This window comes from Amycolatopsis endophytica (genome assembly GCF_013410405.1).
GTDB classification, from domain to species: Bacteria; Actinomycetota; Actinomycetes; order Mycobacteriales; family Pseudonocardiaceae; genus Amycolatopsis_E; species Amycolatopsis_E endophytica.
In genome coordinates this window covers 1963915-1989205 of the sequence record NZ_JACCFK010000002.1, presented here as the reverse complement: position 1 = coordinate 1989205, position 25291 = coordinate 1963915, and the positions used below count along the sequence as shown (strand labels likewise).

The window sequence follows — 25291 nt, the reverse complement described above, 5'->3', positions numbered from 1 at the left end:
CACCTCCTTGCGGTGTCAGTGGGCGGCGCGCAGGGCGGCGGTGGCGGCGCGTCCGATGGCCTGGGCGGTGGTGGCAGGGTCGGTGAGCAGGTGCACGCGTGCCCCGTCGAGCGGCGTGTCGCTCTTGTTGGTGGTCAGCCACAGCACCGCACACCCGGCAACGCGTAGCCGGTCGAGCCGCTTCTGGCCTTCGGCCCGGGGCTGGTCCCGGAATTGGCCGTCGGACACGATGACCAGTAGCCGGGCTGCGCCGGGGCTGGACAGGCCGAGCGCGCCGTCGAGGGCGGCGATGGCGGTGGGGATGTCTTCCCAGTTGTCGTCGGACTTGAACTCGGTCACCACGGCCGGGGTGCGGCCTGGGTGGGTCAGGGGCCGCACGTGGTTGCCGAAGATCACGGCGGCGGTGTCGGCGGGCACGCGGGTGTGCCGGGCGGCGGTGGCGAGGATCCAGGCGGCGGAGGCGACGTGGTCGCGCGCCCAGCGCATGGTTCCGGACACGTCGCAGGCGATGCCGAGGCGGAGCGGTGGCGTGGGGGTCGCGGCACGGGTGATGCGGGTGAACGGTTCGGCGGTGGGCAGGGCCCCGGCCGCGCGCTGAGCGTCGGCGGCCAGCGCGCCGCGCATCCGCAACCGCCCCGGCGGGACCACCGAGGTCGTCTTGATCGCGCTCCGCTCACGCGCACCCGCACTGTCCAGGGCACGGGCGAGCACGCGGGCTGCGGTGCGTTCCTCCTGGGTCGGTGGCCGGGTCCCGGCCAAGGCGGTGCGGCCGTCCCTGGGGCCGCCGGGCCGGAACGTCTTCCGGGCAGCGAGGTCGGCCTCCTTATGGGCCGCTTTCTCGCGCTCCTGCGCGGCGGCGGCACGTGCGGCCGGGTCCTCCGGCGGTTGCTGCCGGGCGACGTTGGCGGTCACGTTGTCCAGCACGGTGGCGATCGCCTCCGCCATCGGCGACTTCGTGCCCGGGGTGGGTGACCCGGTGCCGTTCGGCGTCCCCGAGGTGCCGGGCGGGGTGGTCTGGTTGGGATCGGTGGCGAGGATCCCGCACCATTGGCGCCCAAGGTCGAGCATGGTCTCGCCGTCGTCATCGGCCGTGTTCAGCGCTGCCTGCCACACCGCCCGCAGCTTTCCCAGTGTGTCCGGGCCGAGCACGTTTTCGATCACCCGGGCGAGCGGGGCGACCTCGACCTCGGTCAGCACACCGCCATCGGCCCGCGCGAGCAACAGGGCGGCGGAGCGGGCGGCGTCGGCGGGGGTCATCTGCGGGGCGGTGGCCGGGTCGGCGAACAGGTGCAGGTCGTCGGCGACGAGCTCCTTCACGCACGCGCGCAGCCAATACCGGTCATCCGGGCGGCGGCGGATCTGCGCGGCCTCCATGCGTGCTTCTTCCAGCAGCATCGCGGCCTCAACCACCCCGGCCGGTGCGTCCTCGGGTGGGTCCCAGGCGGTGTGTTTGGCGTGGCCGCATTCGTGGGTGAGTGCGCCCCAGGTGGCGGCATAACGGGTGCGGTCGCCGATGTTGGCCGGGTCGACGGTGGTGGGGTCGACCTTGAGGTGGTTGCCATCGACCTCGATCAGCGCCGGACCGGGGTAGAAACACGCTGCCGCGCCGCCGCCCGCACCTGGCGCGATGGTGACCAGCAGGTCGTCGCGGTCGGCGATGACCGGGACCTCGTCGGCCAGGGCGGCGGACAGGGTGAGCCATTCCGGGCGGGCCGGGAACACGGCGGTACCGGCGGCGGCGGGGTCGGCGAGGTGATTGCTCATGACAGTCCCTTTCGGACAGAAGTCTCGGTCAGATGCGCGTGCCGAGGGCGAGCGGGGCGAGGTCTTTGCCGAACACTTGGCGCACTACGGCGGCGACGGTGGCGCGGTCCTCTTCCGGGGCGGTACCGACCAGGTTCCCGGCGGCGGCCTCGGCGCCGAGTACGTCCGCGATCTTTTGGAACGCCAGAAGCTCGCGAAGCTGGGGCGCCCAGCCGGTTTCGCCGTTGGCGTGCCGGGTGGCGAGATTCCGGGCGATCTTCACTGCGCGCTTGTCGATCTTGAGCTGTGCGGCGAGGTCGTAGTCGGTGGACACGTGGATCTGGGCGGCGAACCGGGATGACAGGGCGTCGGTGAGCACCGCGCCGTGCACGCCGGGGTTGTGCCCGGCGACCACGTAGAACCCGGGCGCGGCGTCGATGATCTCGCCCCCGTTGGCTTTGATGATGATTTGACGGCGGCCGTCCATCGCGGGGTAGACCACGGCGAGCACGGTCGGGGGGATCAGGGTGGCGTCGTCGATGAACAGGGTCCGGCCCTCACGCATCGCGCGGACCAGCGGGCCGTGGATGAACGTGTAGCGCACGGTCCCGTTCTCGTCCACGGTCTGGGCGTATTCGCCGACCAGGTCGGCGACCGTGGTGTCGCCGTCGCCCTGCACGGTCAGCAGGTCGGGGAACGCGGCCTCGACCACCGACGTCTTCCCGGTACCGGGCGGGCCGTACATCAGGGCGGGAATTCCGGCGTCCCGCAGTTTCCGCAACGCGACCACGTCCGGCATCCCGGACAACAACCGGGGGTGGTACGGGGTGCCGTTCGGACGCGTCACCGGGCCGGTGACCGGCGCCGGGGCCGGGTTCGGTGGCGTGGCTGCCGGGGCCGGTGCCGTGGCGGTCCTGTTCGGACGGGCCGCCCGGGTGGTGGCGGGTGGCCGTGGGGGCGCGGGAGTGATCGTGGCTGCGGCGACGGTGTCGGTGGTCGCGGTCGCACCGTAGGTCAGCGGCGCGGCGGATGCGGCGAACGCGTGCCCCTGGTCGGCCAACGCTTTCAGCGCATTACCGACCGCACCTGACGAGCGGCCGCCGAGTTTGGCCGCGATTGCGCGCGGGGTCAACGGCGTGCCGTGGTTGTCGGCCAGGACCCGTGCAACCATCGCGCGTAGTTCGCCGTTGCGCAGCCGGGAAGTGGTCCCGGACCCGGCTGCGGGGGTGGCCGATACCGTGCCTGGCGACATGGGGGCGGTCATGGCGGGCTCCTTTCGATGGATCGCGGCTTACGATTCGGCCAACGTGGTGCACGGAAATTCGTTGCCGGTCCCGAATGGACAAACCACCATCAGGTCCGTGTATCCCATGGTCCGCAACATGGCCGCAGTGGCGTAACCGCCACGGTTCCGGCGGGTCCGGGTACGCGGACCGTCGGGGCCGTACACCGTCATTTTCCGGCCGTCGAAGGCGATTCGGTACGCGGTCACGGTGCTGCCATCGGGCTCATTCCAGACAAATGGCGTGGTGTCCATGGGTTCCCCCATTCAGGTTCTGCGGATGATTTCCGGTTTCCCCGGCGACAAATCAATTATGACTCGACACGCGACCCGTGCACAATAGGTTCGGCCGTGCTTTTTCAAGACTCTTTTCCGGTGTTTTCGAACCCTGTCGAATTGACGCAATTCTCTCGCCCTTCGTCCTGTTTGCGCTGGCCAGAGTTCTGTCCATGTCGTCGCAATGGTTGAATTGGGTATCTTTATAAAGAGGGGTAAATTGAATCGCTGGCGTTCATTTGTATGCGAAATATGAAGTGGGAGGGTGAACGACGCCTGCGGCCGGGACCGGCTGGCCCGCCGTCCTGTCCCGCCTGGCCGGCCCTGATGTGCTGACCGCCTTGCGGCGGGTCGAGTCTGGGGTGCCACCGGATCCCCTGATGGTGCCCTGACCAGGTGCTTTGATGTCGCAGGGGATGGCGCTCTAATCGGAGCCCTGATGTGAGCCCCATGTTGATCCCCCAGCTGATCCCCGTCTGGTCCGCCCCTGCCGCGCCAGCTCGGCTGCTGATCGTCAGTGCCCGGTGAGCGTGGATTGAGTAGTTCTACGGTTGGGCGCGTTGCTCCGTTTGGCGTAGCGTGGGCTTGTCGAGGTGCCCTCGTCGACGAGGGTGAGTCGGTACCTCGACGGTCCGGGTCGGCACACGTGGGGAGGCGTGGTGGCGGAGCGAGACGACGGGGTCCTGCGGGGCCTGTACGACTTGAGGAACCTGTTCGGGGACAAGTGGGTGCCGGCGATAGTCGTGGCACTCCGAGATGGCCCGCTGCGTCGGGTAGATATTCTTTCCACGGTCAACTCGTATTTCATCGATGAGAACTGGACGGATAAACACCCCGTCCTGCACGATAGCATTCTGGCGCGGACCCTGAAAAAGATGCGTATGCAGGGACTGGTCGTCCGGGAGCGCAGTACGAAGTCTTTTCCGCCGGAGGTCGAATACTCTTTGAATCCGGCTGTCGTCGAGGCGCTCGAGGCAGCGGAGCCGCTGATCGCCTGGACTCGGGCGCACTCTGACTTGTTGGCCCAGGCCCAGAAATACAGCCGCGAGCACGGTCCGCATGGCGGGCCGTCCGCGGACGAGGGCGATGACGATTTTCCGTCGAGGCCGGCCTGAACGAGGATCATCCCGCCGTGGCGCACTCGTGGTCACCCGGCTTGGTTGTATCCGGTTGCGGGTGTTGCGACGGCTTCTGCGTGGACTTCGTGGCGGCGCTGCAATCGGTCAGCCAGGCCGATCGTTTCCGGGCTGGGTTCTTCGTCGACCTCGCCGAGGCAAGTGGAGAGCAGCGTCAGGGTCCGCGGGATCGCGTCGACCTGTCCGAGGCGTTCCTGCAGGCGCATGATATCGCGGTAGATCAGCTCGTTGTGCGGGTCGAAGGCGCGGGCGATCTCAAGGAGGTCCAAGGTCTGCTGCGGGTCCTGGTCGACCAGGGCTCGGGCGAGCGCCGCGACGGCGTCGATGGCGTCACGGCGGATGGATTCCCGGGCGGTCTCGATCCATTCCGTACTCATACCGTCGGCGAGGGGACCGGTGTAACTCTCGACCGTGCGGCGGTTGGCGTCGATCCGGTCGTGCTGGGTCGTGGCCGCGCGCCGCGAAGCCACTGCGGCGGCGAAGCAGTGGTAGTCGACTTCGACCAGGGCGGGATTGAGGCGGTAGCGGCCTTCGCCTGCCAGTATCACGTCGGTGAGTTCGCCACTGGTGGCGGCGCTGACTGCCCGCCGGAGGCGGCTCAGGCTCGTGTTCAGGGAGTTGGTCGTCTTCTCGGGCGGACTCGCTGGCCACAGGGCCGCGGTCAGTGCCTCACGGCTGACGCCGTCCGGGTGCAGCGCCAAAAACACCAGCAGTTCACGCACCCGGGGCTGGAATGCAAAGGTGACCTCGTTCTCGACGACCTCAGCGGCAGGCGGGGGCTGGGGTCGCCACCACACCTGGACCGGGCCCAGAACGGTGACTCGCAGCGGCGCAAGCGAGTCCTGCTGGTGTCCGGTCCCGCGCTGTTGAGATGAAACGGGGGGAACGACGGCCGGATCAGCAGAGCCGGCTGTCGCCCCGAGAATCTCCAGCCCTGCGTCGGGCTGTTCCCCGGCGCGCTTCCCCGCGGCGAGCTCGAGATCGGACTCCTGCTCGAGCAGAGTTGTCCGCTGGTCGTCTCCGTGCGGTGCGTCGGCTTGGCGAAGCAGGGCTAGCAAGTCGGCGAGGTGGTCGTCGCCGACGCGGAACATGCGCGTGCCGCGGAGTCGTTCGCCTGGGCCGGGATTGGTGGCGGAAACGGTGCCGTCGTCTCGAACGTAAGCAGTGACGCCGGCGGGCCACTGGCCCAGCAGCACCCCGGTCACGCCGAAGCCCGAGCCGTTGTCCAGAACCGCCTGCACCCGTTCTCGGTTGCGTTCCGGCGTCCGAGCGATGAGCAGGATGGGTGGCAATGATTGGGGATGAGTATCGGCGGTCTGGCGGGCGCGGGACAGCGTCTCGGCTTCGAGGTCGTCGAGGGCGGCATCAAGATCGCCGGTCAGCTGCACGCCTGTCGGCAGGAGGTCCTGGTCCGCGTGATTGCCCAGCAGGGCCTCCGCGTCCTCAGCTGGGCAGATCACGCGCGTCCCGGAGGCCGTGGTGGCCGCGGCGACGAGCAGTGCCCGTGCCGCAGCTGGTGCGCCCTCGCCGATGAGGCCGAGTCCGCGGACCGCGGCGAGGTCCAACGCGAGCTCCCGGCCGTCGCGTATGCCGACGGGCAGAGTGCTGTCCTGCGCGCGCAGCGGTTCCGGCCCGTTCGGCAGCTCGTTGGCGGGCGCTTCCGACTCGTCCTCCTGGGTGGCTCGCAGATGGGCCAGGCGTAGCTCGTACACCACCGGCGCGACGGGCAGGTCACTACGGTCGCCGCTGCCGGGTCGGTAGCGGCGCCGGCGCCGGCGTCGCGCGATGAGCAACGCTGTGCTGATCGCGGACGCGAGTCCGAGTCCGACGAACAGCTCATCGCCCCACCGGAACCCCGCAGCACCTGAGGGAGGCGGCTGCATGTCGTGGACGGGCGGCTTCGGTTCGGGGCTGCGGTGCGCTGGCTCTTCCGCGGGATCCGCCGCGGACGGAGGCTTGATCTCCGTTGGGCTGCTCGCGGCAGCCGGCAACCTGAACTCCTCGCCGGGGAAAATCAAGCTGGGCCGGTCGAAGAAGCCTCCGTTGGGCTGCGGTTTGCCTCGGTTGAGGTCGAAGATCTCCGGCCAGCGTTTGCCGTCTCCGAGCGTGCGCTCGGCGATGCGCCACAGCGAGTCGTGCACGCCGGTTTTCGGGTCCGGCGCAAGGGCCACCACGGTCCTCGCCGTGACAGCCTCCTCGGCGTTGTTCTGCTCATAGGCGACGCCCCTCACGTCGGAGGCAGCGACGAACTCGGCGCTCAAGTTCGTCCCCGTGGTGACGCCCTGGTCGAAGCGCTGACCCACGATCGCGATCAGGATCGCACCGACGAGAGCAGCGCTAGCCCGGCGGACTGGGCCGGCTGCAACCACGTCGGGGACGCGCATGCCGCGCACCATGTCGACGGCGCAGCGAGCCACGTCCACCGCGAACAGCGCCCACACCCCCCAGCTGAGGCAGGCGAGGAAGCTCAGCAGGAAGGTTGCGGTCATGGGGCCGAGCAAAACGCCTTCGATCTCCGCCAAGGTCGGCAGGTGGTCCGGCAGGGGCCACCCGACGAATCGGATGAGCGCCCACGGCAGACCGCCGAGCAGAGCAAGCAGGACCACTGCGGCGAGCAACCCGCGAAGCACCCTGATCGTCACGACGACAACGGCGCCAGCTCTACGCATCGACATGCCAGCCATAGGACTCGCTTACGTGAGCTGAGCGACCTTGAGATCGCGGGTTCCAGCGACCGGCGAGGCCGCCGAATCACCCGGTTGTCCGCTCGCCTGAGACGAACTCCGGGAACGAGTGCCTGCCTTGCTCGGGGTCGCCTTCTTTCGCTTGCTCCGGGTGGGCTTGCGGCCGGCCACCCACTGCGTGAGGTCTGAGACCTTCAGGTCCGTGAACCGCGCCAGCTCGTCGATGCTGATGACGTCCTCGGCATCAGCGACGATCTCGCCCAGTTGCCCATCGACATCCTCAAGCTGGGCGACGATCGCGGCTCGGCGCTGGGCAAGCTGGTTCACCTGCTGCGCGGCCGCTTTCCGCCTTGCGGTACGCGGGGCGTCGACGTCTTCGATGCGATGCTCGACCTCGTCATCGGTTGGCATGATCACTTCCCCTTCCGTCATGGTTGAACAGCAGTGATTCCGCGCTGAGGGTGCGCACTTCCCTGGCCGTGCACGGACAGGGAAGTGATCCCGATCAGCCCGAGCAGCTGGGTTGGGTGTGCGGCGGTGACGGTCACCGTGACGGTGTCGCCGGAGATCGTGACCGTCCCGCTGGCGCCTTCGGCAGCCAGGTGGGCTTGCGCCCTGGCGATGGCTTGCGTGGGTATCAAGCGGAGTGTGCCGCTGCTCCGGTAGGCGGTGAGATCGATGGCCTGCGCGCCGGCGCGCGCAGCGGATTCGGCTTGTCCGTTCGCCCGGACCTTGGCGGCGAGCGCGAGGCCGCCGTCGAGGGTCAGGCCGGCCAGCGCGAGGATGGCGGACACCAGCACGACGACGAAGGCGGACACGCGGCCTTCGTCCGCCCGCCACCAGCCGGTCCCACTCGCCGGGCCGGGATGTCCGGACATCATGACGGCGCCCCGGTGTTCAAGGTAAAGCGCCAGACGTCGACTGGCTCGATCGCGGTGGCGCTCAACCGCTTGCCGCCGGGCACGCCGAGCATGAGGGCGTCGCCGAAGTCGACGTCGCAGACGACGGTCACCACGACAGTGCCGCCAGGACGCAGTCCATTGGTCGAGGTGGTCGCCGTGAAGGACCGGCAAGCGACACCTGCGTCGGCCAGGGTCGCAGCGGCGGTGGACTGGGCAGCACGGGTCGCGGCCGCGGTGGTGCGCTCGATGCTCGCAGCACGGGCCGCCTGATGGGCGGCGTCGTCAATGCGGATCCGTGCGTCCACGCCGCGGTGGATGACGACGCCGACGAACACCAGGAGCATGATCAGCAACGGGGCTACGAGGGTGACTTCGGACGCGACCGACCCGCCGTCGCCTCGCCACCAGGAGGCCCAGCTCGCGCGGATGCCGGTTCGGCGCTCTAGTGATCGCTTACGGGCTCTCGTCATCAAGTCATCCGCTCGTCTCGTCCGGAACGAACCGTTCGACAGGTCCGGCGGCTTCGGCATGCACCGGCAGCGTCAAGAACGGCACCACTGAGGTGGCTGTCCCGGAAATCCGGACCGCGGCGGCTGCTGGGCCACGGTCGGTCGAGACGGCGGCGCCGCGCAGTGGACCATTCCCGAGCTGGCCGAGGAGTTGTTGCGCGCTGGCCGTCCCCGCTGCGGCCGTCCCGTTTTGTGAGCGCGCGGTCGCCAGCCCTTGTGCGGCGGCCGCTTGGGCGATGTGCGTCGCGTGCGACCACAGAGCGAACTGCACGATGGCCAGCAGCACCAGCAACAGCAGGGGAGTGGCGATCACCAGCTCAGCGCTCACCGAGCCACCATCGCTCGCCAGCGCCCTGCGGAGCCGTATGCGCCAGGGACTCGGTTCTGCGCGGAGGGTTTGCCTGCGGTTCATGGCTTCACATGTCGATGCTGTTCGCCTTGGAGGTGACCTTGGCGACGATGATCGCGAGCACCGCGATGGCGGCGACGACCAGCAGTGCCGTGACGAGCACCGTTTCGGTCGAATACCCCGCGTCCGGCTCCCGGCGCAGCAGCTCCACCCGAGCCCGGACGACGGTCCACAAGGTCTCCCACTGTGAGGGCATCAGAGTCTCCAATCGTGAGTCGAATTCAACGCGGTCACAGACCATTGAGGACTTGGACCAGCGCGGGATAGGCGATGAAGGCGAGGAACCCGAGGAACAACGCCATGACCGGCAGCGACATGCGTTCGGTTGCCGCTTGAGCGTCGCCCTCGGCTTCGGTGATCTGGTGGGTGCGCAGGGCCTGTGCTTTGGCGGCCAAGGAGGTGCGAACCTTGGCACCCTCGGTGCCGGCCAGGCTGACCGATGCGGCGAGCTCGGCCAGTTCGGTCACGTCGAGTTCCTCGCCGAGCTGGCGCAGGGCTGCCCACGGTGTGGTGCGGGTCAGGCGGGCGGTGTCCAGCGCTCGTCGGATCTGCGCGAAGGCCCAGCCGCGGCCGATCGCGACGGAGTCACCCAGTGCGCTGTCGACCCCAGCGCCACCGGCGAGAGTGATCCATACGAGGTCGAGGTAGGCCGACAGGGCATGGCGGAACCCAGCCCGGAGTTTCGCGGCTTCCGAGCGGACCTGAAGGTCGGGAAGGACGAATCCCGCCGCGGCGAGCACGAGTCCGGCGATGACCGGGAGCCCGACACCGAGACCGAGCCCGGCGACCGTGAGTATCCCGCCCAACAGGGTGGGCAGCACCAGGCCGGCCACCGCGAGGGTGGCCTTCTCCGCGAGATGGGTCGAGCTCGAGCGGCCGATCACCGCGAGGTCGCGTGTGAGACGTGGTCCGGGCAGGCCAAGGGCACGCAATGGCGCGACCGCGGGCCGGCCGAGGCGTGCCGCCCAGCCGGCGTTCCCGGTAGCGAGGATCGGCTCCGGTCGCGGTGGTTCGGTAGCGCGAGCCAGAACGAGCCTCAAGGCTGGCCGCGGCGGGAACAGGTAGACCGCGACTGCCCACAACCCGATGCCAAGCCCGGTGCCGAGTGCGAGGGAGATGATCAACGTGCTCACTCCTGCCTCCCGATGACCACTCGCCCGTCCTCGGTCGTCGGCGCGGCCAGGAACCGGTCAGGTTGCGGCATGCGCGCGATGCGACTCAGCCAGGCGAACCCGGCTGCGAACAACCCGCCGATCATCAGCAAAACAATCTGGCCGGTGGCACTGTCGTAGGCACCCATGTAGCCACGGTTGAGCAGCACCACCGCCACTGCGAAGGCCAACGTGGTGCCGACGATGACCCGGACCGACGTGCGAGTGCGGGCCCGCCCGGCCTCCACACGCATCCGCATCGAAGCCTGGCCGCGGGCCGCCTCGGCCAGCGATCCGAGCAAGTCGGCCAGCTGGCGGGTCTGCTGCGCGGCGGCCAGCAGCAGGGCGGCGATCACCAGGTCGCCCACGGGGTCGTCCAGCCGCTCACCGAGCCGCCGCAAGGTTGGAGCGAGCCGGTCGCCGGCCTCGATCCCCGCGGCGAGCTCACCAACCTCACGACGGATCGCCGGCGGGGCCAAGGGCGCGGTAGCGAGGATGGCCTGCTCCAACCCAGCTGCGGCAGACAGCGTGTCACGCAGCATCTCCGCCCAGGTCGCGACAGCTTCGATGCGAGCGATCCGACGGGTGTGCTCGGAGTCGCGGCCGAGAACCTGTGGCAGCGCCCAGCAGGCGAGCCCGGCGAGGATGCCGCCGACCAGCCAGCCGGTGACGAGGCCGGCTACCAGTCCGGCGGCCACCGCGAGAGCAAGCCGGAGCGAGCGACGCGGGTCTGCGACATCTTCGCGGCGCCGGACGCGGCGGGGGAGGTGAGGGCCGGCCCCCCGCAAGGCGAGGACGACCAGTAAGAGGCCGAGCCCGGTTCCGGCGCCGAGCAGCGCCGCGATCGCCGTGGTGGCGCTGAGGGTGGCGGTCATGGCCCCCACCAGCCCTCAGGGTTTTCGAGCACGCCGGGATCGAATCCGGCGTCGACCAGGTCATCGAGGGTGTCAGTGCGCAGGGCGCCGGCAACAGGACGAGCGCGGCGATCCGGACCGGGACGGTAGATCTCGTTGGAGATGATCTGCGGGCCATCGGCGCCGACGACCTCGCGGATCGAGGACACCACCCGGGTTCGCCGGTCGCCGGCACGAGCCAGGTGCACGACGAAGTGCACCGCCGAGGCCACCAGCAGGTTCGTAGCTTCCAGCGGGAGCCGTTCCACGCCTTGAGCGGCGTAGGAAGCGAGGCGGGTGAACGCGATCCGCGAGCTGGACGCATGCAGCGTGGCCATCGACCCGTCGTTGCCCTGGGACATCGCATTGCACATCGGGATGACCTCCGGCCCGCGGATCTCCCCGACGATGACGCGGTCCGGGCTCATCCGCAGCCCCCAGCGCACGAGCTCGGCCTGGGAGATCGCTCCCTCGCCTTCGACGTTCGGCTCACGGGCTTGGAAGGCAGTGACGTCGGCGTGGATGTCGGGGTCGTGGTCGAGACCGAGCTCGAAGGCGTCCTCGATGGTGACGATCCGTTCCATCGGATCCATCTCAGACGCCAGCGCCCGCAGCAGGGTGGTCTTCCCGGCTCCGGTGCCGCCGGTGATCAGGATGTTCTTGCGGGCTTTGACCAGCGTCCGCAGGAACTGCTCCAGACCGGGGTCGAGAGTCCCGCGCCGACGGAGGTCCCGCAAGGTGACGGTGAGGTAGCCATGCCGCCGGATCGACAGGGCGGTCACCCCGCCGGCCGTCAGCCCCATCACAGCGAACAGCCGTTCTCCACCGGGAAGCTGGAGGTTGACCGCCGGAGATCCCTGGTCGAACCGCCGTTCCTGACTGCTCGCGCGTGCCGCCAGGAGCCGGACCAAATCCGTCAGCTCCTCATTGGACGATGCGATCGGACCGACGCGAGCACGGCGTCCGTCGTTGTACTGCACGAAAACGCGGTCATAACGGTTGGCGTTGATCGTCTCCACCGTCGGGTCGTCCAGCAACGGCTGCAACCCCGCCATACCGAACAGCTCGTTGACGACCTCGGTCACCAACTCGCTGCTCGACATCGCGTGAAAGCAACTCCCGCCCGGCGGCCAACTCGTTCTCCGTGTGCCGTCGCAGCGCGTCGTCGATGATCCCGCGGGCCAGCTCGCGGCGCGCCTCGCGAGTGGCAGTGCTGCCGGTGCGGTCCTGCTGGTCAGCAACCCGCTGAGGCAGCTCGGCGTTCAGTTGCTCACGCAGATACCGGCGTAACCGGCTCACCGCGTCCGGCGGCTCCCCGACGGGCCAACTCGTCGGCGACTTACTCACGCCCGACCCGTTGAGCGTCTGCTCCCGTGCGGTCGGCGGCGTCATGGCTTCTGTCCTCCGGTGAAGGGCGCCGGGCGCACACCGTTGGGCGAGACAGCGGCAGGCGGGACACCCGGGACCATCTGCAGCGCCGGGATCGGTGTGTGTAGCTGGGGCGGCTCTGGCGCGGTCGGGGTCTGCCGGGCGGCGAGTTCCCCGGCGACCTTCTGCGCGAACTGCCCGAGCGCGGAACGAGCGGGCCCCCACCGACGCGCGGCCGGCCGACCACACAACACGGCGGCACCGCGTACGTCGTGAGGCACCCGGCCCAGCGGCTGCACCCCGAGTTCGCGGGCGACCTCGGCCTCGGAGTAGCCCGGGCCGACCAGGAGAAACACGGGATTCGGAGTCCACCGGGCCACGGTGGGAAGTCGCCGCGGCAGGTGCGCGAGGTCGTCGGCATGAGCACGTGACAGGAGAACCATCGCGTCGCAGGACCGGGCGATCGGTACACCCGGCGAGCCGGGATCCACGCGACCGCAGTCCACGATCACCACCACCCCAGGCTGGTTGGCAGCCTGGCGGAGCAGCTCGAGACCGCTGGCCGGATGCTGGGCAAGGGCTGCCAGCGCAGCGCGCGTCTGCTCGGCATCCGGGGGAGCGGCGACCACACGCAGCCCACCGCGGAGTTCCTGCGTGTGCTGCCAAACGAGGTCGGCATCACCGCCGCGGCGCGCGGCAGCTGCCAAGCTGACGAGCCCGGGCGTCGAGGCCAGCGAGAACCGGAGGGCAAGGTCCCCGCCCGAAGGGGCAGCCTCGACCACCAGCGCGCGTGACGGTCCCGGCCAGCGCGCCGCCAGGGCCACAGCGAACGTGGTCACGCCTGGGGCCCCCTTCAGTGACAGGACGGAGACCAGCATCAGCGCCCTCCCGCGGCGAGCATCACGACCGACAACTGCCCGGCCGGAACCGCGGCGACCTGACGTGCGGCGGCCTCGGTCAGTTGAACTGACACGACCGTCGTCTGGTCGTTCGGCGTGCCGGCCACGGTGGTCACCACCGCGGGCCAGACCATCCCGCCCTCCGCGGGCAGACTCGCCGCGGTCCCGGACTGCGCAGGCACGAACACCACGGAGACACGCGCGCCCAGGGCGACTTCCGGCGGGAACTGACCAGGTTTGAGCGCGAGAGCGGCGATCGCCTGACCAGTGGCCGGGACCAGGGGGTCACCGACCGAGCGCGGGGTCAGCAATGCGCCGGCTGTCAAGCTCGTCGCCATCGGCCTCCCGACCACCGTGGCTGCTTGATCTACCTTGATCACGGTCACCTCGGGCTCGAGTGCGAGGTTGACCTGGCGGAGGTCCTGCACTGTGAGCACATGACCGACCGGAACATCGCGGGCCAGCGCGAGAACTGCCTGCCGGTCGCCGGAATCGAGCGAGAACAGCACGAATCCGCCCGCGCAGGCCAGTACGAGGAGCACACCCAGAAGCAGGTGCGGGAGACTGCGGCGGCGGCCGGTTCCGCGGAACCGTGGGACGTTCTTGCCGCTGCTGACCCACGGGCCGGCTGCGGTGTCCGGGCGGTTCGTGGTGTTGGTGCTCACTCCGGTACCTCCGTGAGGCAAGGGGGTAGTGCGCCACGTCGCCGAAGGGAATCAGCGAGTGGTCCTGGTCGGATGCCGGGCGGTCAGCCGCCTCCGTTGTTCAACGCCTGTGACTCCGCGACGCGGAAGCTCGTGGTGCTCGTCGTGGTCATGTCCGGGAACGTCCCGCCCTGCCCAGCGCCGAACCAGCTGACCGTCCAGTGCACTGTCGCGGTTACGCCGAACGCCTGTCCCGGCTGTCCTGCTGACGAGCGGCGGTACACGTGACCGCAGTCCGGTGAAGGGGCCGCCGGATCGCCGCCGGCGGCGTAGGGCGTCCCGGCGCCATTGCAGAGGACGGTCGAGCCATCGCCCATGGACCAGGTCACCGAGCCGGGTGTCGCCGTTGTCGTCACCGAAACACCGGGCACCGAGGCGGTCGCCGTCACCGGATCCCCGCCGCTGGACAACCACATCCAGGTGGGCAGGTTCACCAGCTGGTCGCCGGCCGGGTTCGCGGAGATCGTCGGCGAGGGCAGCCTCAGCTGACGACGTGCCATCTGGGCCAGCTCTTCGGGCGACGGCAGCTGCGCCGCGCCGGGCTGCTCCCCATCGGCAATCCACACCGGAGGCCGGTACAACGTGTCCGCTGAGCCTTCTCCCGAGCATTTCCACACGTACCAGGCGCCTGGACCTTGCCCCGGCTGCGCGGCTTGCGCCGGTGCAGGGCGCGGCCTTGCCACCGGGACGATGCCGCCCGCGCTCCGGCGAGGCGCGTGCGCCACGGGAAACGTGCCACCGCTGGGCGGCTGGTAGTCGCTCTTCACATACGAGCAGCTCGCCATGTTGGCATCGCCACCGGTGATCGTGTCTCCGGGGTTCGCGGGTTTTCCGTTGCCTGGCTTGGTCCCCCCACCAGGACGACCGGCGTTGGGAGCAACGGCTCCAGGAGCCTTCCCCGGAGCGCTGCTGGTGCCGGCGCCGAGTTCACAAGCGGGCGTGGGCGTTTGACTGCAGGTCGTGCTTCCCCAGCCGCGCCCGGCAACGGCAGGAGAGGCGAGGCCGAGCACAGCTGCGGTGAAGACCCCGGCGACGACAGCGGTGCGGCGCATCGTCAGCACGTCCCCGCGTCGTGCACGCCGTAGTCGGTGACCTTCCACGAGCCGTCGGCCTGCTTCTCCACGATCGCGTTGATCGCATGCCGGCCTCCGGGCTCGTCGTCCGCGAGCTGACCGTTGTCGGCCCGGTACTTGAGCCAGTTCGACGAGTCACCGCAGTCGGACACGATGATCTTCACCGGATCGCCCGCAGGCTCGGCCGAGGACACCGTCGGGTTGAGGATCGGCTGTCCCTTGGTCACCAGGCCGTTGTAGTGGTCGGCGTAAAGACCGCGCGACAGGTTCGTCAGCGCGAGGCCGGTCGCGTGATTCCCAAGCTTCGGCGATTGCCAATCCGATGTCGTCCCGGCCTGAACGAAGTCCTCCCACATCGCCCGGTATGCCGTCAGCGCGTCCTGCTTCGCCTTGTCCTCGTCCGTCGGGGAAGGACTGGTGCTCGCGGCAGTCGAGGGTGCCGGGGCGGCGGTCGACTGCCCGGACGCGACGGTCGCCGGATCGTCAGGGGTGCACGCCGCGAGCAGCACGAGACCGGTCAGGCCCGTGACCGCCCATCCGCTCATGGAGCGACGTGTTCTCCCCTGCACCGCGGCACCCCCACCACTACCGGTTGATCACTGTTCACCAGATCAAACTTTCTACACCACTGTCCCCCTGCGGGCGCAACGGCAATGCCGCACTGACTTTGAGGTCGGCATGGCTCCAACCAAGAGAAGTTCACCCTTTTGGACGCGTGTAGTGAACATTCTTGGCGTGCTTCCGGTATTGCTGGAAGCTAGTGCCTCGCCAAGGAAGGTTGGCGTTGTAATCGTGTCGCGTGGACATCTGGGCTGCTGATCGCGAGGCTTGCCGGTGGAGGTGAGCCATGGCGCGTCAGCCGGAGGTGTTCGCGCGGTCGTTGGAGCCCGAAGAAGCGCAGCGGCTGGTCAAGATCACGAGGTCGACGCGCGATCGGGTGCGGCTGCGACGGTCCGGGATCGTGCTGGCCTCGTCGCAGGGCCGGTCCGCGGGGGAGATCGCGGTGATGTTCGCGGCGACGGAGGGGTATGTGCGGGAGGTGATCCACGCGTTCAACGACTCCGGGTTCGCGGCGTTGTCCCCAGAATGGAGGGGCGGCCGACCTCGTAAGTTCGGGCCGGCCGCCCGCGATCAGATCTGCCGCATCGCCGCCTGCAAACCGACTGAGCTGGGCTTGCCGTTCACGACCTGGAGCCTGGCCAAGCTGGTCGACTACCTCGCCGAGTACGCGTGGATAAGGGCGAGCACCGAGACCGTCCGCCAGATCCTCCGTGCGGCGGGTGTGTCCTGGCAGGCAACGAAGACCTGGAAAGCCAGCAAAGACCCGGACTTCATACCGAAGAAGACCCGCATCCTCGACCTCTACGATCACCCGCCCGCCGACGGACGGGTGATCTGCGTCGACGAGTTCGGGCCGTTGAACCTGCAGCCCCGTCCCGGCCGCGGTTGGTTCCCTCGCGGCCGACCGGCCCGGCTGCGCGCGACCTACACCCGCACCAAGGGCATCCGGCACATGTTCGCCGCGCTCGACCTCGCGTCCGGGCAGATGTTCTACCGGTTCCGTGACCGCAAACGCTGGCCGCAGTTCCTCGACTTCTGCAAGCAACTCCGACGCCGCTTCCCGGCCGGGAAGCTGTATCTGGTCTGTGACAACTACGGACCGCACGGCAAGGCCGAGGTCGTCACGTGGTGCGCGGCCAACGACATCGAGCTGGTCTACACGCCCACCAACGCGTCCTGGTTGAACTGGATCGAGTGCGAGTTCACCGCGGTCCGCTACTTCACCCTCGACGGCAGCGACTACCCCAGCCACGCCGCCCAGGAAGCCGCCATCGCCGGCTACCTGCGCTGGCGCAACCGCCACTGCCACCCGAAGCGTCACTTCGCCGTCAACTCCAAGATCCGCCGACCGGATTACCTACCCAACGTTGCTTGACCCGGCACTAGGCGTCGCGTTCCCTTTTTGCGCACATCGATTGGCCGGAGTGTCCGATGAATCCGTTCGCACTGGCGGGCTGGGCTGCCGTCGGTGCTGGTGTCGGCGCGGAGGTGGCGACAGGCGCGCGGTTGCTGCTGCGGACGGGCGGGCTTGGCGGACGGGAGACGATCGCGTCCGCCGCTGTGACGGCGGTGCTGTTCGCCGGTCTGGGTTGGCGGTTCGGCTGGGGGATCGACTTGGCCGCCTACAGCTCGTTCACGGCGGTGGCAGTGGCCTTGGCGTTGATCGACTTTGTCGAACAACGGCTTCCCGGTGTGCTGACCCTTGCTGGCATCGTCATGCTGGGGGGCACTTTCACCCTTGAGGCGGTCCGTACGCCCGGTTACAACGACCTGCTCCGAGCTGCGGCTGCGATGGTCGTTCTTGCCGCCGGCTACCTCGTGCTTGCTCTCGCGCTCGGTGGTCTCGGCTCGGGGGACGTCAAGCTTGCCGGGCTCCTTGGCCTCGCGCTGGGGTGGCAGAGCTGGAGCGCCGTTCTGGCCGGCACAGTGCTGGGCTGGCTGCTCGCGGGAATCGCGCGTGCTCTGCTGCGGGCTACGGGGTCGGTGCCCCGTGATGCTGCAATGCCCCTGGGGCCCTACCTCGTGCTCGGTGCGCTGTTGGCAATACTTGGCGACTGAAGCCGTTCTGGAATAATCGGCCAGCGCGGCCGGCTATTTGACTTAGCTTGCCCTATAGGTGCAGTAATCTGTTAACTCCGCCATTGGGCATACGCGATTAAGGCGTCGTTTGGGCGGTCTTTACCGGTCGCGCCACGCGAGCGGCGACAGCGAAGTCGCTGCCTCGGCGACCCGCTGGGCGGTTGCAGTGGACAGGCCCTTGAGCGCGCTGTCGATCCAGCCCTGGACGCGCTGAACGCCGACCTCGCGGTACTCGACCGCTTGGAGGAGCATCTCGAGCTTGTCGGCATCGCGGGCGCACCGGGCTTCCGCGCTCTCGGCTGTCTCGTACTCGTCGACGGCGTCCCGGACGGAGGTGCGGGCGGCGTCGGGTAGCCCGGCGGTTTGGTCGGCGGTGATCTGCTTGGGGTCGGGTTTGGTGAGGTAGGGCTTGACGGTGTGGGGGAGGTCGCCGGTGCGGGTTTCCTGGGTGTCGTGCCAGAGGGCGAGGTAGGCGGCGCGGGCTGGGTCGGCGCCTTCTTCGGCGGCCAGCAGTCCGGCGAGCTGGGCGACGCGCAGGGAGTGCTCGGCGACGGATTCGGGGTCGCGGACGCCGGCGTGCCACCAGCCTGAGCGCCGGATCCGTTTGAGGATGCCGAGCTCATAGCCGAAGCTGGCGATGGCGCTGGCGTCTGACACGCGTGGTTCTCCTAACGGTCGGCGATGCGGAGGGCGTAGTGCAGGCCGGCGAACTGGTCCCGCTCGGCGCGGGTGAGTTCATCGGTCGACAGGCCCACCTCGACGGCCTCCTCGAGCGGCGGGCGCAGGTGGGGCCAGTCGGTCAGCAGTGACGGGCGTGAGGCTATCAACGTGAACAGGGTGTGCAGGTTGAGCGGTAGGTGGGGCGAAGACGGCGCGACCCGTCTCGTGAGGTGCTCCAGCAGGTGCACGCCGCCCCAGGAGCGGGGGTCGGCGTGCAGCATGAAGGCGTCGTCGACGTGGTCCTCGCGCAGTTCGCCGATCCAGTAGGCCCAGTAGTTCAGGTTTGCCACGTCGGGAGTCGAGCCTGTGGTCATGGCGGTGGTGAAGTGGCGCAGCACGTCGCCGTCGCCGCGGCCGGACAGCGCGACCGAGGCGGAGCGGGTTTCCAGCAGCCGGTTGACGTTGTCGGTGTGGATGGTCTGGCGGCTGGCGCGTGCCCACTCGCCGCGGAGCCAGTCGACGCTCGCGGGCCGCTGGTCGAAGCTGAGCAGGTAGACCGCTTGGCGGCGCAGCAGGGCTTGGTCGGTGCCGGAGGCGCGGTCGGCGAGGGTGAGCAGGTGGTCGAAGAAGCGTGCTCGCTCATCGGGATAGAGCACGGGTTGCGACGCCGTTGGTCCCCGTCGGCGAGCGGGTACCGCCAGTGGGCGGAGTTGCTCGGGCAGGATTCCGGTGATCGGCCACGTGATCAGGTTCGTCAGTGACCGGCGATGCACGTTGGCGGCCAGGGGATGCTGCGCCGGGTCCAGCCAGGCCGGACCGGCGTCGACGGCCGCGGCAAGGACGACGTCGGCTTCGATGGCCTCGTGCAGATGCCGGCCCACGGACGCCGGCGCGCCGAGCCGGGTCAGGGTGGACCGGAGCCGGAGGAAGTCCCGGGTCTGCATCGCGGCGAGCGGCCTGCGGCCGGATTCCCAGCCCTGCACCGTCGTGACGTCGACACCTGCGGCCTCGGCGAACTGGTCTTGCGTCGCGCCCGCGGATTGGCGGCCGAGCTTGAGCACGAACCCCGCCACGACGCCCAGGCAGCGTGATCCCTGACTGCCGGTCGGTGTTCGTGACGCCCTCGCCATGCGTTCGCCCCCAGGTCGAGCCTCCGTCGCTGCCGCAACCGGTACTGGCAGTCCGTTCTGCCGAGGCCGCCCCGATCGTAACGTGTTCCCAAGCGATTACGGCGAGTGATCGCACACGCTGAAGGAGGACACGTTGACAGCAGTACTGAGCACCCCGATGACTGGCCAGTCTCTGGTCGAGCCGGCTTTGTTCGAGCGGTTGGTGAACCGGATCGTCGCCGAGCACGACCTCGCGCGCGGCCTCGCCGAACGCATCATGGACCAGGCGCTGGCCTTCCTGGCCGCATGCGCCCGCAACACCGGTGACCCGCTCGCGCCCAGTGAGCTGGTGGACATCGGCTGGCACACCTTCGTCCTGCACACCCGCGACTACGCGGCTTTCTGCGAGCGGATCGCCGGCCGGTTCCTGCACCACGTGCCTACTGCGGACCACGACCCGGCCGCCAGCGGGGATACCGCCCGCGGGACGGTGGCGGCGATCGAGGCCGCGGGCTTCACGCTCGACTCCGAGCTGTGGCCGCAGGCGGCCGGGTGCACCGGTTGCCACAATGGCTGCCACGACGACCCGCCGCCGGCCCGCGACTGACAGGGAGTTTCACGATGCCTCGCAGCACCTGGGACGAGCTCCCCGCCACGGTGCGAGCCGCGATCGAGCGCAAGGCCGGGCTGGTCGCGCGCGCCGAGATTCCGCCGGCGGGGCGCAACTCGGACTTCTCGGCCACGTTGCACCTGCGCTCCGGCGGAGTCGTGTTCTGCAAGGGCATCGCCGATGCCGAGGGCAAACGCGGCGCGATGCACCGCCACGAGGCGGACATCAACCCGTGGTTGCCCTCGGCCATCGCACCGCGACTGCGCTGGCGCATCGAGGCCGACGGCTGGCTGCTACTCGGCTTCGACCGCGTCACCGGCGCCCACGCCGACCTCGCACCCGGCTCACCCGACCTGCCCGTGGTGGCCGACGCGGTGGCGGCATTGGGGCGCAACCTCGCCGACTGCCCAGCAGCCGCGCCTCGGCTGGCAGACCAGTGGGCACGACTCGCGCCATGGCGACGACTCGCCAAGAACCCACCACCTGGCCTCGATCCCATGAGAGCCTCGCAGCTCGTCCAGTGGGAGGCGCGGGCGATCGAGGCCGCCGACGGGCGCGACCTGGTGCACACCGACCTGCACTCGCTCAACATCCTGGTCGCCGGGCGGCAAGCGCTGATCATCGACTGGGCTTGGTCGCGCACCGGCTCAGCGGCGGTCGACGTGGCGTTTCTCATCGCCCGGCTGATCGCCGCCGGCCACACCCCGCCTGCCGCCGAGGAATGGGCCGAGGCGCTCCCGGCGTGGCAACGAACTCCACCGGCCGCGCGCACCGCGCTGGCGGTCGAGATCTGGGGCATCTGGCAGTACCAGGCCGCGCAGCAGCACCGCGACCTGTGGCGCACCCTCGTCCCGGCCGCCCGCGCCTGGGCCACGCACCGCCTGGGCGACAACACGGGCATCGAACACCAGTTCGATGACGTGTTAGCCTCGGGACATGAACGTGGAGGGCCTGACCGGTGAGCAAAACGACGGGCTCGTCAACTACCGCGTCGATCCCCGCGGTGAGCGGGTCGTCGTCCTGCCCGCGACCTGCAGGGCGGGCCGACATTCCCTTGTCGTGGCGGGATACCGCGCCGTTGCCGACAGTGCTGGCGTCGCTGTCGAGTGCCAGACGTGCCGAGCCGAAGGCGTTTCTCCGGCAGCGTGGCTCTTCGGTACGGCCGGGCCACTCGCCGCGCGGGCCGAGTTCGATGACCAGCCGTACCTCGATCGACGGACTCGGGCCGACGCTGCGCTCCCGAGCTGGAAGTAGGGGTCTGCGGATGCTGCACAGCCCCTACACTCGGTTCCGGGGCGACGACGACCACGGGCGGGTCCCGGTCATCACCCCCGTCTGGGTTCGGCTCGACGCCATCTACCTGCGAGTGCCGGGGGCGCCCATGCACACCGTGGTCACCGGCCTGGACATGACGGGCGAGGTACCCGGCCGCCTCACAGGCTGGTTCTCCACCGCGAAGGGGGACTGGCTCGGTGTCGTCGACTTCGAGATCCCGTACGCCGACCCGCGGCGGAACAAGCTCGAGGTCGTCGACCAACTCGTCCCGGCCTACGCCCTACGCCGCCGTGACGACTGACCGCGGTCAGTCTCAAGGCGATGTGGTTCTCAAATCCCGGAGAACATCTTCGAGGTGCCGGCGGGTTTCCTCCGGTGTCAGGGCTATTTGCTCGAGCGTGGTACCAAGCTGTCGGTAGCGTCCGACGACTTCGCGATCGGTCAGGAGGGTGACCGCCCCGAGGTGCTGGATGACGACGGAGCTCTCGCCATCGCCACGGTCGTAGAGCGCAAATGGGCCAAGCTGGCCGTCATGCCAGTCCGAACCCTCGAGCACGAGACGTACCGCGGCCAATCGCTGGTCGAGTACCTCAATCAACTGCCCAACCTGCTTCGCCATGACGGTCACTCCGCCGACTCGCCAGGTGAGTGCGGGTCGGCCGAGGAAAACTTCATACTTGGTTCGCCCGCCCTCGATCACTGCAGCCTGGCGTTCGGATTTGGAGGGCAAGTCGCTCATATCCGATGGAACCTGGCGGGCGTAATCCTCACACTGCAAGAGATCGGGGATGCGCAGAGGTGACCATTCCGTGATCGAGGTGGCTTGCTTTTCGAGCTCCATCGCGTCGGCAGTTTGATGCGAAATGCCGAAAAGGCCGGGAGTGCCACGGTTCGGAGTTGCCCGTTTCGGAGTGACCCACGCCGCGACCTGGAGCAGGTCTGCGCGTGCCTTTCCCGCGATTCCCAGGGCGCCGGCGAGTGCTTCCGTCTGCTCAGCGGTCGGGACAAGTGTGCCGTCGAGCCACCGGCTCACGGTGGTATGCGAGACACCGAGCTGGCGACCAACGTCTCGCGTGGTGGGCCGAGGCGAGCGAGCTAGCCAGTGCGAGCGCAGAAGACGCGCGAGCGGCCGGCCGTCGAGCTGTTTCGCCGTATCGGGGTGCCTCGGCATGAGCCAAGAGTACCGAGAAAGACCTTTGTCAGAACGACCCGGATGGGCTATTGCCCCGTCTTGATGGCGCAATGCACCGTTGTTTGGTGCGTAAATTTCCGCACCAAACTTTGGAGGGAAGATGTGGCGATGGATTTCGCATATTTGCGACAGCGTGCCTTCTCTGGCAAGAAAAAGTCGATCGCAAAGTGGTCCTCGCCATGCCATGCCTGAGCGTGTGAAGGTCGCGCTCAACGAGGAGAACGGCTGGGGACGCGTTCGCCGGAGTAGGCGATGACGGAAGAACGACGAACTCCGCAATATCTCTACCGGACAGTTTTCGAGCAGTTCAAGGCTCGAATCGAATCCGGCGAACTCCCTGCGAACACACCCTTCCCGGCCGAACGGCGCCTGGCGGCGGAACTCGGCGTCGCACTAGGCACACTCCGCCACGCCACTCAGCTCCTACGGGACGAGGGTCTCGTGGTCACGGTGCCGTCGAAGGGGACCTTCGTGCGCGAGGTCCGCGCCAGCCCGCGCTCGGCTGATTAGACGTCCGCGGCAATCTCCGGAGACGAAACCAGCCGATGAGCGGGTGGCGTGAACCAGGTGCCCCCCACCCACCCTCGGCTGGATCACGCTCGTGCGGGCACGAGTTCGTCGAGCAGCGCGCGCACGCGGCGGTCGATTTCGTCGCGGATGGGGCGTACCGCGTCGATTCCCTTGCCGGCGGGGTCGTCGAGTTGCCAGTCGAGGTAGCGCTTGCCGGGGAAGATGGGGCAGGCGTCGCCGCAGCCCATGGTGATGACGACGTCGGCGGCTTGGACGGCCTCGGTGGTCAGCGGTTTGGGGAATTCCTTGGTCAGGTCGAGGCCGAGTTCGTGCATGGCTTCGACGACGGCGGGGTTGATGGTGTCGGCGGGGGCGGAGCCTGCGGAGCGGACGGTGACGCGTCCGGCGGCGTGGTGGTCGAGCAGGGCGGCGGCCATCTGGGAGCGGCCGGCGTTGTGGACGCAGACGAAAAGGACTTCGGGCTTGTCGGACACGGTGGCTCCTTGGTTCTTGGCGGTGGCTTCCAGTCGCTGCCGGGCGAAGCGGGCGGCCAGGACGGGCAGGTGGGTGCGGATGCGAGCGGTGGCGGCGAGGTGGGTGTAGGAGTCCTCGACGCAGTTGCGGACCGTTTCTGGCGAGAAGGTGCCGGTGAAGTGCCGGGCGATCTCGTCGGCTTCGCGGTTGAGCAGGGTCTGCACGTGGCGGTCGGTGAGGCGGCAGTCTTCGACGTCCTGGCAGGGTTCGCCTTCGATGTGGTCCATGGCTACTCCCGGGTGGCAGGGGTGAATCGGCGGCGCAGGGCGAGCGAGACGTAGACGAGCGCGACAAGGACCGGCACCTCGATCAGGGGGCCGACGACGCCGGCGAGGGCCTGTCCGCTGGTGGCGCCGAAGGTCGCGATGGCCACGGCGATGGCGAGCTCGAAGTTGTTGCCCGCTGCGGTGAAGGCGAGTGTGGTGGTGCGTTCGTAGTTCAGGCCGAGCGCCTTGCCGAGGGCGTAGGAGCCGGCCCACATGAGTCCGAAGTAGACCAGTAGCGGCAGTGCGATGCGGGCGACGTCGAGCGGGCGGCTGGTGATCTGGTTGCCCTGCAGGGCGAACAGCACGACGATGGTGAACAGCAGTCCGTACAGGGCGACCGGCCCGATGCGCGGCAGGAACCGGGATTCGTACCAGTCGCGCCCGCGGGCTCGTTCGCCGAGGCGGCGGGTGAGGTAGCCGGCGACGAGCGGGATGCCGAGGAAGATCAGCGTGGACTTCGCGATCTGCCACCCGGACACTGCCAGGCTGGTGGTGTCGAGGCCGAGCCAGCCGGGCAGGATCTCCAGGTAGAACCAGCCGAGTACACCGAACATGATCACCTGGAACACCGAGTTGAGCGCGACCAGCACGGCGGCGGCCTCCCGGTCGCCGCAGGCGAGGTCGTTCCAGATGATCACCATGGCGATGCAGCGGGCCAGGCCCACGATGATGAGCCCGGTGCGGTACTCGGGCAGGTCCGGCAGCAGCAGCCACGCGAGGGCGAACATCAGCGCCGGGCCGATGAGCCAGTTCAGCACGAGCGAGGGCCACAGCAGTTTCCGGTCGCGGGTGACCGAGTCCAGCTTGTCGTAGCGGACCTTGGCCAGCACCGGGTACATCATCACCAGCAACCCAAGAGCGATCGGCAACGAGATCCCGTCGATGGCCACGGCGTTGAGGCCGGTCTCCAGGCCGGGGATCCAGCGCCCGGCGAGCAGCCCGAGGACCATCGCCGCGCCGATCCAGATCGGCAGGAAGCGGTCCAGCGTGGACAGCTTGCCGACGACGCCGGCGGGGGCCGTGTCGGTGGTGGTCACGCCGTCACCACCGAGCCCTCGGCAGGGGTGAGGACGGCGGACAGCCGGGCCAGGGTCTCGGGCTGGACGCGGTAGTAGATCCAGGTGCCGCGGCGCTCACCGGTGATGAGGCCGGACTCGCGCAGCACCTTGAGGTGGTGGGAGATCGTGGGCCCGGTCAGCTCGAACGCGCCGGTCAGGTCGCACACGCACGCCTCGCCGCCGTCGTGGGAGGCGATCAGCGACAGCAGCCGCAGCCGCACCGGGTCGCCGACCGCCTTGAACACCCGCGCCAGCTCCGCGGCCTGCGGCTCGGACAGCGGTTCTCGTACCAGTGGCGAGCAGCACTCGGCGTCGACGATCGGCAGCTGTTTCGACATGCCCCTATCTAAACAAACTTCTATCTTGACGTCCATCTATCCAAGGTGCAGGCTTTTCATCGACAGACAT

27 protein-coding genes and 1 pseudogene are annotated in these 25291 nt (G+C 68.9%); 7 read left to right on the top strand and 21 right to left on the bottom strand.

Going from position 1 to position 25291, the window contains the following annotated elements:
- Nucleotides 1-15: 15 nt before the first annotated feature.
- On the bottom strand, nt 16-1764 hold the full coding sequence (locus HNR02_RS34920; protein ID WP_179777843.1) for a VWA domain-containing protein: 1749 nt from the start codon (nt 1762-1764) through the stop codon (nt 16-18).
- 28 nt (nt 1765-1792) lie between these two features.
- Entirely contained in the window at nt 1793-3007 is a 1215-nt protein-coding gene (locus tag HNR02_RS34915) for an AAA family ATPase (RefSeq protein WP_179777842.1), read from the bottom strand.
- 953 nt (nt 3008-3960) lie between these two features.
- On the opposite strand from HNR02_RS34915, the gene HNR02_RS34910 reads away from it, so the two are divergent.
- Complete coding sequence (locus HNR02_RS34910) at nt 3961-4416, top strand: winged helix-turn-helix transcriptional regulator (RefSeq protein WP_051362607.1); 456 nt, start codon at nt 3961-3963, stop codon at nt 4414-4416.
- A 32-nt stretch (nt 4417-4448) separates the two neighbouring features.
- Here the strand turns inward: HNR02_RS34910 and HNR02_RS34905 are convergent, their stop codons facing one another.
- From HNR02_RS34905 to HNR02_RS34845, 13 genes and pseudogenes are all read right to left on the bottom strand, one after another.
- Nucleotides 4449-7079: an AfsR/SARP family transcriptional regulator gene (locus HNR02_RS34905; protein WP_312861289.1), complete on the bottom strand. Its 2631-nt coding sequence runs from the start codon at nt 7077-7079 to the stop codon at nt 4449-4451.
- A 51-nt stretch (nt 7080-7130) separates the two neighbouring features.
- On the bottom strand, nt 7131-7553 hold the full coding sequence (locus tag HNR02_RS34900) for a hypothetical protein (protein ID WP_179777840.1): 423 nt from the start codon (nt 7551-7553) through the stop codon (nt 7131-7133).
- Nucleotides 7550-7939 (bottom strand): hypothetical protein, encoded by a 390-nt coding sequence (locus tag HNR02_RS34895; RefSeq protein WP_179777839.1) that lies wholly within the window; start codon nt 7937-7939, stop codon nt 7550-7552. The genes HNR02_RS34900 and HNR02_RS34895 overlap by 4 nt, the downstream gene beginning before the upstream one ends.
- A 59-nt stretch (nt 7940-7998) precedes the next feature.
- Nucleotides 7999-8493: a TadE/TadG family type IV pilus assembly protein gene (locus HNR02_RS34890; RefSeq protein WP_179778028.1), complete on the bottom strand. Its 495-nt coding sequence runs from the start codon at nt 8491-8493 to the stop codon at nt 7999-8001.
- A gap of 4 nt (nt 8494-8497) precedes the next feature.
- Nucleotides 8498-8860: a TadE/TadG family type IV pilus assembly protein gene (locus HNR02_RS34885; RefSeq protein ID WP_267283888.1), complete on the bottom strand. Its 363-nt coding sequence runs from the start codon at nt 8858-8860 to the stop codon at nt 8498-8500.
- An 88-nt stretch (nt 8861-8948) separates the two neighbouring features.
- Entirely contained in the window at nt 8949-9137 is a 189-nt protein-coding gene (locus HNR02_RS34880) for a hypothetical protein (protein ID WP_027930110.1), read from the bottom strand.
- Between the two features lie 34 nt (nt 9138-9171).
- Complete coding sequence (locus HNR02_RS34875; RefSeq protein WP_179778027.1) at nt 9172-10065, bottom strand: type II secretion system F family protein; 894 nt, start codon at nt 10063-10065, stop codon at nt 9172-9174.
- A 5-nt stretch (nt 10066-10070) separates the two neighbouring features.
- Nucleotides 10071-10976 (bottom strand): type II secretion system F family protein, encoded by a 906-nt coding sequence (locus tag HNR02_RS34870; protein ID WP_376772989.1) that lies wholly within the window; start codon nt 10974-10976, stop codon nt 10071-10073.
- A pseudogene (locus HNR02_RS34865) lies at nt 10964-12377 on the bottom strand (TadA family conjugal transfer-associated ATPase). Before HNR02_RS34865 ends, HNR02_RS34870 begins: the two are co-directional and overlap by 13 nt.
- Entirely contained in the window at nt 12374-13231 is an 858-nt protein-coding gene (locus HNR02_RS34860) for a CpaE/TadZ family protein (protein ID WP_179777836.1), read from the bottom strand. The pseudogene HNR02_RS34865 and the gene HNR02_RS34860 overlap by 4 nt, the downstream one beginning before the upstream one ends.
- Nucleotides 13231-13917: an SAF domain-containing protein gene (locus HNR02_RS34855; protein WP_179777835.1), complete on the bottom strand. Its 687-nt coding sequence runs from the start codon at nt 13915-13917 to the stop codon at nt 13231-13233. Before HNR02_RS34855 ends, HNR02_RS34860 begins: the two co-directional genes overlap by 1 nt.
- A gap of 83 nt (nt 13918-14000) precedes the next feature.
- Nucleotides 14001-14522, bottom strand: a complete 522-nt coding sequence (locus HNR02_RS35965) for a hypothetical protein (protein ID WP_246339357.1) — start codon at nt 14520-14522, stop codon at nt 14001-14003.
- Between the two features lie 488 nt (nt 14523-15010).
- Entirely contained in the window at nt 15011-15574 is a 564-nt protein-coding gene (locus HNR02_RS34845) for a hypothetical protein (protein ID WP_246339356.1), read from the bottom strand.
- Nucleotides 15575-15876: 302 nt separating this feature from the next.
- Between HNR02_RS34845 and HNR02_RS34840 the strand changes: the two genes are divergently transcribed.
- Both HNR02_RS34840 and HNR02_RS34835 read left to right on the top strand, forming a co-directional pair.
- Entirely contained in the window at nt 15877-16965 is a 1089-nt protein-coding gene (locus HNR02_RS34840; protein WP_179775623.1) for an IS630 family transposase, read from the top strand.
- 56 nt (nt 16966-17021) lie between these two features.
- The gene (locus tag HNR02_RS34835) at nt 17022-17648 is read left to right on the top strand and encodes a prepilin peptidase (RefSeq protein WP_179777833.1); all 627 of its coding nucleotides are present in this window, start codon (nt 17022-17024) and stop codon (nt 17646-17648) included.
- A gap of 120 nt (nt 17649-17768) precedes the next feature.
- On the opposite strand, the gene HNR02_RS34830 is transcribed toward HNR02_RS34835, so the two are convergent.
- Complete coding sequence (locus HNR02_RS34830) at nt 17769-18326, bottom strand: HD domain-containing protein (RefSeq protein ID WP_179777832.1); 558 nt, start codon at nt 18324-18326, stop codon at nt 17769-17771.
- Between the two features lie 11 nt (nt 18327-18337).
- Nucleotides 18338-19402 carry a helix-turn-helix domain-containing protein gene (locus HNR02_RS34825; RefSeq protein WP_179777831.1) on the bottom strand — a complete coding sequence of 355 codons (1065 nt, stop codon included), beginning with the start codon at nt 19400-19402 and terminating at the stop codon, nt 18338-18340.
- A 214-nt stretch (nt 19403-19616) separates the two neighbouring features.
- Between HNR02_RS34825 and HNR02_RS34820 the strand changes: the two genes are divergently transcribed.
- From HNR02_RS34820 to HNR02_RS34810, 3 genes are all read left to right on the top strand, one after another.
- The gene (locus HNR02_RS34820) at nt 19617-20045 is read left to right on the top strand and encodes a glycine-rich domain-containing protein (protein WP_179777830.1); all 429 of its coding nucleotides are present in this window, start codon (nt 19617-19619) and stop codon (nt 20043-20045) included.
- 14 nt (nt 20046-20059) lie between these two features.
- Nucleotides 20060-21010 carry a phosphotransferase family protein gene (locus HNR02_RS34815; RefSeq protein ID WP_179777829.1) on the top strand — a complete coding sequence of 317 codons (951 nt, stop codon included), beginning with the start codon at nt 20060-20062 and terminating at the stop codon, nt 21008-21010.
- 230 nt (nt 21011-21240) lie between these two features.
- Nucleotides 21241-21624, top strand: coding sequence for a hypothetical protein (locus HNR02_RS34810; protein WP_246339354.1), 384 nt, complete (start codon nt 21241-21243; stop codon nt 21622-21624).
- A gap of 12 nt (nt 21625-21636) precedes the next feature.
- Here the strand turns inward: HNR02_RS34810 and HNR02_RS34805 are convergent, their stop codons facing one another.
- The gene (locus HNR02_RS34805; RefSeq protein ID WP_179777828.1) at nt 21637-22494 is read right to left on the bottom strand and encodes a helix-turn-helix domain-containing protein; all 858 of its coding nucleotides are present in this window, start codon (nt 22492-22494) and stop codon (nt 21637-21639) included.
- A 273-nt stretch (nt 22495-22767) separates the two neighbouring features.
- Here HNR02_RS34805 and HNR02_RS34800 point away from each other — a divergent pair, with 273 nt between their 5' ends.
- Nucleotides 22768-23025, top strand: coding sequence for a winged helix-turn-helix domain-containing protein (locus HNR02_RS34800; protein ID WP_179777827.1), 258 nt, complete (start codon nt 22768-22770; stop codon nt 23023-23025).
- 83 nt (nt 23026-23108) lie between these two features.
- On the opposite strand, the gene HNR02_RS34795 is transcribed toward HNR02_RS34800, so the two are convergent.
- The 3 genes from HNR02_RS34795 to HNR02_RS34785 are packed head-to-tail and all read right to left on the bottom strand — an operon-like array spanning nt 23109 to nt 25221.
- Nucleotides 23109-23786, bottom strand: coding sequence for an arsenate reductase ArsC (locus tag HNR02_RS34795; protein ID WP_179777826.1), 678 nt, complete (start codon nt 23784-23786; stop codon nt 23109-23111).
- 2 nt (nt 23787-23788) lie between these two features.
- Nucleotides 23789-24862 (bottom strand): ACR3 family arsenite efflux transporter, encoded by a 1074-nt coding sequence (gene arsB, locus HNR02_RS34790; protein ID WP_179777825.1) that lies wholly within the window; start codon nt 24860-24862, stop codon nt 23789-23791.
- A complete protein-coding gene (locus HNR02_RS34785) occupies nt 24859-25221 on the bottom strand; it encodes an ArsR/SmtB family transcription factor (protein ID WP_179777824.1) in 363 nt (120 codons plus the stop codon). The genes arsB and HNR02_RS34785 overlap by 4 nt, the downstream gene beginning before the upstream one ends.
- Nucleotides 25222-25291 lie beyond the last annotated feature (70 nt).

What these genes read in the sequence shown, in the direction of transcription:
- HNR02_RS34805 (WP_179777828.1), bottom strand. Translation starts at nt 22,494, where the DNA reads ATGCCGAGGCACCCCGATACGGCGAAACAGCTCGACGGCCGGCCGCTC.
- HNR02_RS34820 (WP_179777830.1), top strand. Translation starts at nt 19,617, where the DNA reads ATGACTGGCCAGTCTCTGGTCGAGCCGGCTTTGTTCGAGCGGTTGGTG.
- HNR02_RS34835 (WP_179777833.1), top strand. Translation starts at nt 17,022, where the DNA reads ATGAATCCGTTCGCACTGGCGGGCTGGGCTGCCGTCGGTGCTGGTGTC.
- HNR02_RS34880 (WP_027930110.1), bottom strand. Translation starts at nt 9,137, where the DNA reads ATGCCCTCACAGTGGGAGACCTTGTGGACCGTCGTCCGGGCTCGGGTG.
- HNR02_RS34815 (WP_179777829.1), top strand. Translation starts at nt 20,060, where the DNA reads ATGCCTCGCAGCACCTGGGACGAGCTCCCCGCCACGGTGCGAGCCGCG.
- HNR02_RS34800 (WP_179777827.1), top strand. Translation starts at nt 22,768, where the DNA reads ATGACGGAAGAACGACGAACTCCGCAATATCTCTACCGGACAGTTTTC.
- HNR02_RS34845 (WP_246339356.1), bottom strand. Translation starts at nt 15,574, where the DNA reads ATGAGCGGATGGGCGGTCACGGGCCTGACCGGTCTCGTGCTGCTCGCG.
- HNR02_RS34785 (WP_179777824.1), bottom strand. Translation starts at nt 25,221, where the DNA reads ATGTCGAAACAGCTGCCGATCGTCGACGCCGAGTGCTGCTCGCCACTG.
- HNR02_RS34840 (WP_179775623.1), top strand. Translation starts at nt 15,877, where the DNA reads ATGGCGCGTCAGCCGGAGGTGTTCGCGCGGTCGTTGGAGCCCGAAGAA.
- HNR02_RS34915 (WP_179777842.1), bottom strand. Translation starts at nt 3,007, where the DNA reads ATGACCGCCCCCATGTCGCCAGGCACGGTATCGGCCACCCCCGCAGCC.
- HNR02_RS34795 (WP_179777826.1), bottom strand. Translation starts at nt 23,786, where the DNA reads ATGGACCACATCGAAGGCGAACCCTGCCAGGACGTCGAAGACTGCCGC.
- HNR02_RS34900 (WP_179777840.1), bottom strand. Translation starts at nt 7,553, where the DNA reads ATGACGGAAGGGGAAGTGATCATGCCAACCGATGACGAGGTCGAGCAT.
- HNR02_RS34920 (WP_179777843.1), bottom strand. Translation starts at nt 1,764, where the DNA reads ATGAGCAATCACCTCGCCGACCCCGCCGCCGCCGGTACCGCCGTGTTC.
- HNR02_RS34810 (WP_246339354.1), top strand. Translation starts at nt 21,241, where the DNA reads ATGACCAGCCGTACCTCGATCGACGGACTCGGGCCGACGCTGCGCTCC.
- HNR02_RS34860 (WP_179777836.1), bottom strand. Translation starts at nt 13,231, where the DNA reads ATGCTGGTCTCCGTCCTGTCACTGAAGGGGGCCCCAGGCGTGACCACG.
- HNR02_RS34890 (WP_179778028.1), bottom strand. Translation starts at nt 8,493, where the DNA reads ATGACGAGAGCCCGTAAGCGATCACTAGAGCGCCGAACCGGCATCCGC.